General features: G+C 65.4%; 6 protein-coding genes. 4 read left to right on the top strand and 2 right to left on the bottom strand.

What is annotated here, in order from left to right:
* Positions 1–282 precede the first annotated feature (282 nt).
* A complete protein-coding gene (locus FG95_RS16650; protein WP_152567696.1) occupies positions 283–1,806 on the bottom strand; it encodes a hypothetical protein in 1,524 nt (507 codons plus the stop codon).
* A gap of 121 nt (positions 1,807–1,927) precedes the next feature.
* Here FG95_RS16650 and FG95_RS16655 point away from each other — a divergent pair, with 121 nt between their 5' ends.
* Both FG95_RS16655 and FG95_RS16660 read left to right on the top strand, forming a co-directional pair.
* Positions 1,928–2,956, top strand: a complete 1,029-nt coding sequence (locus FG95_RS16655) for a D-alanine--D-alanine ligase family protein (RefSeq protein WP_037557345.1) — start codon at positions 1,928–1,930, stop codon at positions 2,954–2,956.
* Positions 2,953–3,813 (top strand): NTP transferase domain-containing protein, encoded by an 861-nt coding sequence (locus FG95_RS16660; protein ID WP_081933217.1) that lies wholly within the window; start codon positions 2,953–2,955, stop codon positions 3,811–3,813. Before FG95_RS16655 ends, FG95_RS16660 begins: the two co-directional genes overlap by 4 nt.
* Here FG95_RS16660 and FG95_RS16665 read toward each other — a convergent pair.
* Positions 3,734–5,176, bottom strand: a complete 1,443-nt coding sequence (locus FG95_RS16665; protein WP_037557346.1) for an 8'-apo-carotenoid 13,14-cleaving dioxygenase — start codon at positions 5,174–5,176, stop codon at positions 3,734–3,736. The two genes, FG95_RS16660 and FG95_RS16665, sit on opposite strands and share 80 nt — an antisense overlap.
* A gap of 80 nt (positions 5,177–5,256) precedes the next feature.
* On the opposite strand from FG95_RS16665, the gene FG95_RS16670 reads away from it, so the two are divergent.
* Entirely contained in the window at positions 5,257–5,865 is a 609-nt protein-coding gene (locus tag FG95_RS16670) for a TetR/AcrR family transcriptional regulator (protein WP_037557347.1), read from the top strand.
* Positions 5,866–5,940: 75 nt separating this feature from the next.
* On the top strand, positions 5,941–7,731 hold the full coding sequence (locus tag FG95_RS16675; RefSeq protein ID WP_037557348.1) for a sensor domain-containing diguanylate cyclase: 1,791 nt from the start codon (positions 5,941–5,943) through the stop codon (positions 7,729–7,731).
* Positions 7,732–7,888 lie beyond the last annotated feature (157 nt).

Raw genomic sequence — 7,888 nt, forward strand, 5'->3', positions numbered from 1 at the left:
CCGTAGTCGGGCTTTTCGGCGAGCGGGCAGCGACCGGCGGGGGCATGGGGGTGGTCGGCGCTTCCTGTGCGAACGCGCCAGGGGTGGACAGGACCAAGAACGCGGCAATCGCGCTCATGGCGGGGGGGGGGGGGGGGATATTTTTCGTCATAGTGACAGACAAACGAGTGTCGCATGCAAAGTGCTGCTCAAATCGTCCGCGATCCGCGACGAGCCGTTGTTCGGCGACGTCCGAATGAAGATTCTCGTTGAGCGGCCGGGCAATTTGACCGCCTTTTCGGGTTAGAGGAGGGAGACGGGCCGCTTCTCGACCAGCGTCGTGGTGCCGGCCGTGGAAATCGCGGCGCCGATCAGTGCCACATCATTTTCGAGCCTCTGATCGAGCGCCTCATCGCACAGCTGCGCCAGTTCGGCCATCAGCGGCATCGAAAGCGACAGGCGCAGTGTGCCCGCGATCCGTCCATCATCCATCTGGTGTGTTTTCACGGGCTGGCCGAGGCGGATTTCCTGCCCGAGCCAGCGCCGCGAATGGTGCGCGATATGGTCGTGCAGTTGCCGAGCCGCTTCGAAGTCGCAGTTTGGCCAGCGAGCGGACAGGTCGAGCGTGCGCAAGGTTTCACTGGCAAGGCACGATATGCCTCCCGCGCCGGGCACCTCCGAAAGCTCAAGTCGCCTGACCATGTTCATGACGTGATGGCTGAACCGCGACGTCACTTCGGCGACGCGGGCGGTCGGAAGCGCGGAGAACCGCTCGATTTCAATCAACGCGGCCTCGAGGCGCAGGAGCAGACCGAAGTTGTCACCTGCATTGAGTGCGTCGGCGCCTGGCCAGTCTTCGGGCCATTCAGCGCGGTTGGCAAGGCGTCGAAGCCCGAGCGGCAGGGGCATGGCGCGGCTGCGGACGGCGCGCGGAACGAACGCAAAGCCGCTGAAAGGCGGCCCGCCCGCGAACTTCGAGCCGGTCATCAGCACGACGCATCCGAGCGCGAGATACTGGCGCACGACGGGGGCGCTGATCCGAAGCTGGCAGGCATCGACGACGACGATCATGTCGTCGCTATGGACGGAGACCAGTCGCTCGACGTCGCTGAGAGCGGGCAGGGTCAGGCCCGTTTTGGATCCGTGGACGACATGGATGACCGCGCGGCGGCCGTTCGCGGCAGCGCGCTCGACATGGAGCGACAGTTCGGCCGCTATGGCGGCGGACGCACGAGGGAGACCGGCCCGATCGCGCACAGCGACATCAATCAGTTCGGTTCCGGCAAAGACGGGATCGATCGCAGTATGCGGCACGACCCGCGCTCCGGTCGCCGTTACCTCGGCAAAGAAGCGTCCCGCAGCGCTATGAACGCAGCCGCTGCCCACTTCGTCGCGGCCGAGCAGAACCGCCGTAAGCGGACGCCCGTCATGCGCCCCGGCAAGCCCGACATATTCGAGATCGGTGCCCGATGCCGCAAAGACGATAGCGGTCCTTGCGTCGAGCCCGAAGTAGCCCGCAAGGCCGGCGCGGATCGCATCCAGCCCTTCGGAATAGTCGGACGCCGGCATCGGCTGATCCAGCCGGTCGCGCCACCGGCGCGCCAATGTGGCGAAGGCATAGTCCGAAATACTGCTGATCGTCGACGAGCCGTAAGCGATCGCGTCGCTCGGCATGGCGGTCGCATAATATCGGTTGCGGCCATGCGCATCGAGGTGGATGCGACTGTCGCCGCCGCTGACGAGGGCTGACGCGAGGCGGGCGGTAGAGCGGCCGTCCGGAACTGACGCGGTTCTAGCGAAATCGTTGGGGTGCAGAAGCATGGGCATCCGGGTCGAGAGGATTTATCGCGACCTACCGGAATCAAATGACAGAGATTTGGCATTTTGCTTTCAATCCGGTCATCAAATGGTCATTGCGGTGAAACCTCGGCGTGGTCGGGTCGCCCACATGCGAACGACCGACCTCAAACCCACCCGGCTTCCCGATCGCCTCCGCGACACGCAGCGGCTTCTTTTCGTCGCCAAGCATGCCAAATGGACCGGCGGCCTCCATCCCGATGACGGCAACCATGCCGTCTATCACCGCGAGACGCGCGAGATACTCGAACGCATCGGCATGCCGCTCGTCGTTGCCGACGGCTATGCCGAACTTTTTACGCGACCCGACGCGGATTTCGTCTTTCCTCTCCTCAATCGCGGCGGTTTCTATAATTCGGAAATGCTGTTGCCGCTGCTCTGCAACAGGCTGGGGCTGCCCTATGTCGGCGCTTCGCCGATCGTGCGCGGGCTTTCCGACGACAAGCATCTGACCAAGCTGGAGGCGGTAGCGCGCGGCATTCCGACCGCGCCCTGGACGCTCTTCCGCCGGGGGGCGCCGGTCGATGTCGCGCGCTGCCCGCCGGCGCGTCGGTGGGTGATCAAGCCGAACAACAGTTCGGCATCGTGGGGGCTCCGCGATGCCTATAGTCGTATCGAACTCGCGCGCGCGGTCGCGGAAATCCATGCGCTGGACCATGATGCGATCGTCGAACCCTTCGTCGAGGGGAGCGACGTCGAGGTGCCTGTGATCACCTGCGACGGCGACCCCGCGATGCTGCCGATGATGATATTCGAGCAGGCCGATCCGAGCCATTTGCGCACATATCAGGAAAAGCGGGATCTGGTCGAACGTAGTCAGAAATACAGCCTCAAACTGTTCGATGACGCGGATATCGGCGCCCGGCTCGCCGAATATACGCGAAGGATGGCCGAAATCTTCCGGCCGTTCGATTACGGCCGCTTCGAGTATCGGGTCGATTTCACGACCGGCGAGACCCGGCTGCTCGAAGTCAATCTGAACTGCAACCTCTGGTCCGAGAAGGTGTTCGGCAGGGCGGCGATCGCGGCGGGATTCACCCAGGCCGATCTGATCGAAACGATCGTGGCTGAAAGCATGATCCGCCAGCTTGTCGATTTTGCGCGAAGGGATGCAGCATGAACGGGTCGATCCTGATCCTCGCCGGCCGTCGTCCGGGTGCGGTCGACGCGCTTGCCGGGGCGCATGGAGTCGGCGACAAATGCCTCGTTCCCGTGGCGGGCCGGCCGATGGTCGCGCATGTGCTCGAAAGCGCTGCGGCGACACCGGCCGCGAAGATTTTCGTTTCGACGCATCATGACGGATTGCTCGACGAACTGTCCGATCCGGTGATTCAAAGACTCGGCGACCGACTCGTCATCGTGGCGGCGGCGGACAATCTGGCGGACTCGGTGCTGGCAGTCGCGACGGTGGCGAGCTTTCCGCTGCTCATCACGACCGCGGATAATTGCTTGCTCACTCCTGCCACGATCGCGGAAATCAATGTCGAAGCTGCACGGCTCGGCGTCGAGGCCGGCGTGGCGCTGGCGCGGCGCGAGGATGTTCTCGCGGTTCATCCCGAGGGACAGCGGCGCTTCTATGAATTTTCGGACGTCGCCGTGTCGAATTGCAACGCCTATTGGATCGGCGACCGCGACGCGCTCAGAGCAGCGGAGGCGTTTCGCGGCGGCGGCCAGTTCGTGAAAAAACCGTTGCGCGTGATGCAGGCTTTCGGGCTGATCAACTTGCTGCGCTTCCGTTTCGGGCTCGGGCCCATCCACCATATTTTCGCCCGCCTTTCGCGCCGCCTGAAAGTCGACATCGCCCCGCTGCTGGTCAGCAACGGTGCAACGGCGATCGACATCGACAATGAACGGTCGCTCAGGGTGACCGAGGCGTTGATGGCTCGCCTCGATATCGTCAATCCGCGACCCAGTTGCCGTGGAACCCCGGAGGAATCCGGTGGGGAAGATGAACGACGGCTTGCGCTGACCCGGTAAAGTCGTCGGCATTCAGGATGACGAGGTCGGTGGATTCGTCGTTCATGTTGATCACAAGGCCGATCAGCCAGCCGTCGTCTTCGGTTCCATCGGCGCTCCGGGGTACGAAAACGAATTCGCCGGGATGGCGGCCGGTGCCGAAGTCGTGGATCGCTGTCGATCCGTTGCCGAGGTCGTGTTTGAACAGCCGCGTTTCGGCGAGCGCCCATTCGGCCGTCTCTCCATCGGGGATCGCGACGCTGTAGGCGTCGCGATAGGGCCGGGTCGTCAGCCGCTCGTCATAGCGCGGGAATTCCTGCGCATGGTCGTGGATGACGGTGCGCGTCGTCGTGCCCGCGGCGGGATCGATCGTCCAGCGTTCCATGCGCGATTTCTGGCTGTCGGGCCCGCGTTTCGATTCGGCGAACATCGTCTCGTGCGCGACGACGTCGACGACAACCTTGCCATCGGCGGTTTCGAACGCGTTGGCGGGGTGGAAGACATAGCAGGGCTCGACCGGGACCCAGATGATGCTGTCGCCGCGGCCGTTCCTGCGAAGGAGACCGACCCGCGCCGGATGCGCCCCGTTCCAGGCGTAGGGGAAGCGATAGCCGGCGAGCAGCATCTTCATCGAAAAGGTGACGGGAAGGTCGAAGACGAGCACGTAATTTTCGGTGATCGCGCAATCGTGGATCGAAGGGCCGTCACTCACCGCGACCGCTTCCTCGCGGATGACGTGCGCCTGGCTGTCGAGCACGACGTGCCAGACTTTGTTCGGTTCGTCGCCGCGATAGGTGATCGCGTGCATCTCGCCGGTGAAGGGGTCGTGGTGCGGGTGCGCGGTATATGCACCGAGTAGCGTGCCGTCGAACGGGTTGTGCGCGATCGTGTTCAGCTCGTAACCGAGCTCGACCGGCTTTCCGCCCGCTTCTACGATAGCGAAGGTGCGGCCGGCCAGGCCCACGACATTGGTGTTCGGCGCGTCGTTCCGGCCTTCGCGCGGTCCGGGAGGAAGTTCCTCGCCGAGCATTTCGCACGCCTCGCTGCCGCGCACCCAGCGGTTGCGATACCAGTCGGCCTTGCCGCCTTCGATGCGGATGCCGTGGACCATGCCGGCGCCGGTGAACCAGTGGTAGCTCGCGGGGTCGGGCGCGATGGCGGGGTTCGGGCCGTTGCGGAGGTAGCGCCCTTTGAGCTGCGCCGGAATCTCGCCTTCGACCTGCAGCTCTTCGAGCGTGAACTCCTGCGTCATCGGTTTGTGGATGCCGGTGAGGAAGGGGTGGGCGTCGGTGGGGCGGGGGAGGCGTTTACGGTTGAAGTCGGCGACCTTGCCGATGCCTTTGACGACGGCGCTGCGGATCAGGGTTTCGACATTGCTTGCCATGGCGATGCTCCTTACGGAAGTTGGCGAAGGTGCCGCGGAGGGTTGCGCGGACGACTCGATATGTTTACAGTGGCAACATTATGGCGAGCAAAGATAACAGTGTCAACTTAAAAGGCGGCGGCGCGACGAAGGCGGCGCGCGCCTATCATCACGGCGACCTGCGCGCGGCGGTGATCGCGGCGGGGCTCGAGCGGCTGGCCGAGGGCGACGGCGCCGAACTCGGCCTGCGCGCGCTGGCGCGCGACGTCGGGGTCAGCGCGACCGCGCTCTATCGCCATTTCCCCGACAAGGAGGCGCTGCTCGATGCGCTCGCCGACGAAGGGCTGCGGCGATTGGGCGCGCTGCAGGCGCAGGCGTGGCTGAAGGCGGGCGGCGGCGTCGCGGGCTTCAAGGCCACGGGGATCGCCTATGTCCGCTTCGCCCACGACGAACCCGCGCTCTTTCGCCTGAGCTTCACGCGCCAGATGGCGGGCCGCAAGGAAGGCGGCGACGGCGGCGAGGTCGCCTATAATCTGCTGCGCGCCGGGGTCGGCGAGGCACTGCCCGGCGCGGCGAATGTCGATACCGCCGCGACGCACGCCTGGGCGCTGGTGCACGGCCTGGCGATGCTGATCCTCGACCGGCGCATCGACTGGGACGAGGCGAAGGTCGCCGAAGTCGTCGGGCTGACCTTTGGCGGCGTCGGCTGATCGCCGCAAAGGCCCGGCCGCAAAGGCGGCGCATATATTAGCGGTTTATTTTCCCCTTTTCGGTTAACTGGTCGCATGACCCAGTCGCTGACGCCCAGAGTCGAAGCGGTCTTCTGGTTCCTGTTGACCGCAACGGGATATTTTCTGCTGGCGAGCCTGTCGCTGCACACGACCAAGGGTGTCGACAATATCGCGGCGGTCTGGCCGCCGAGCGGCTATTTCCTCGCGCTGCTGCTGTTGATGCCGGGCCATGCGCGAGCGCGCGTGTCGTCGTTCGCCGGCATGGCGGCGGCCAGCCTTGCCGCGAACCTGTGGAGCGGCGTGCCGCCCCTGTCCTGCCTTGCCTATACGCTGGCGAACGGGTGCGAGGCCGCCATCGCGCTGTGGTTGATCCGCCGCGACCGGACGGAAGACCTGTCGTTCATGGTCCCGCGCTCGGTCGTCAGCTTTTGCGGCGCGGCGCTCGGCGCAAGCGCGGCCAGCGCGCTGCTCGCAGGGACACTGGTCGGCGCGAGCATCGATTTTTACCTTTCGTGGCTGACGACGGTGCTGCTCGGAATGCTGATCGTCACCCCGCCGATCGTGATGCTCGCCCGGATGATCGGCACGAAAGCGATGGACAATGCGCCGCCGCGGATGAAGGCCGAGGCGACCGCGATCCTGACGGGCGCCGGACTGGTCACGATCGCCGCATTCAGCCAGGCCGAATTTCCCGCGACCTTCCTGCCGTGCATGGCGGTCGTCGCGGCCGCCTATCGGCTGGGCCCCTTTGGTGCGGCGGCGGGAATATTGATCGTGACGATCATCACTTCGCTGCTCAGCGGGCAGGGCTATGGCCCGATCGTCGCGATCGATGAGCCCGCGAAGGTCAAAGTGCTGTTCCTGCAATTCTATCTGCTGTCGCTGCTGTTCACGACGCTGCCGCTGGCGTCGCTGCTGATCGTGCGCCAGCGGCTGGCGAAGCGGCTGGAGCAGAGCAACCGCTGGCTGCTCCAGGCCGAGGCGGTGGCGCTCGTCGGGCATTGGCGCGTCGATCTGGTCGCGTGGACGATCCACTGGTCGGACCAGGCCTATCGCATCCACGGGCTGGTTCCCGGCACGCCGGTCGACGTCAATTACAGCGTCAAACAATATGTCGCCGAAGACGGCGCCGCGGTCCGGAAGATATTGGAAGAGGCGGTCCGCACCGGCGAGCCCTTCGAGTTTCAGGGACGTATCGTGCGCGCCGACGGCGAGATTCGCCATGTGAAGTCGCACGGGTCGATCGAGGCGGGTCGCGGCGGGCAGGCGGTCGCGATTTTCGGCACCGTGCAGGATGTGACCGAGACGGTCGAGAATGCGCGGATATTGGAAGCCGCGCGCAGCGCCGCCGAGCGCGTCGCGAACACCGACATGCTGACCGGGCTGCCCAACCGGCGGCACACACTGGCCTTCCTCGAAAAAGCGCTGGCGGGCGCGCGCGAGCATGGCGCGCCGCTGGCGGTCGCGATCTTCGACATCGATCATTTCAAGCGGATCAACGACACCCACGGCCATGCGGTCGGCGACCGCGTCATCCACCGCGTCGGGCAGCGCGCCAAGGCGGCGCTGCGCGAAGAGGATATGCTCGGCCGCATCGGCGGCGAGGAGTTCGTGTGCATCCTCCGGCGATCGAGCGCGCAGGCAGCCGAAATCGTCGCCGAGCGCGTGCGCAAGGCGGTGGAGACCGGCACCGCGGCCGACGACGGCGTGCCGCAGGCGACGATCAGCATCGGTCTGGCGGTGTTCGACGGCGAGCCCGACATCGAGGAGTTGCTGCACCGGGCGGATCAGGCGCTGTACGCGGCGAAACGCGAGGGGCGGAACCGGCTGCGGATGGCGGCGTGAGGGCGGAAGGGGTTTCGGCATTATGTCTGTTTTGGGGTGGGGAGCTGCCGTTTAGAGAATGCGTCGCCCCCGCGAAGGCGGGGGCCGCTAGCGGCCTTATTCAGCGGCGCCTGCGTAAACCGACAGCGGCCCCCGCCTTCGCGGGGGCGACGGCAGC

It is taken from the genome of Sphingopyxis sp. LC363, from assembly GCF_000756385.1.
Classification (GTDB): Bacteria; Pseudomonadota; Alphaproteobacteria; order Sphingomonadales; family Sphingomonadaceae; genus Sphingopyxis.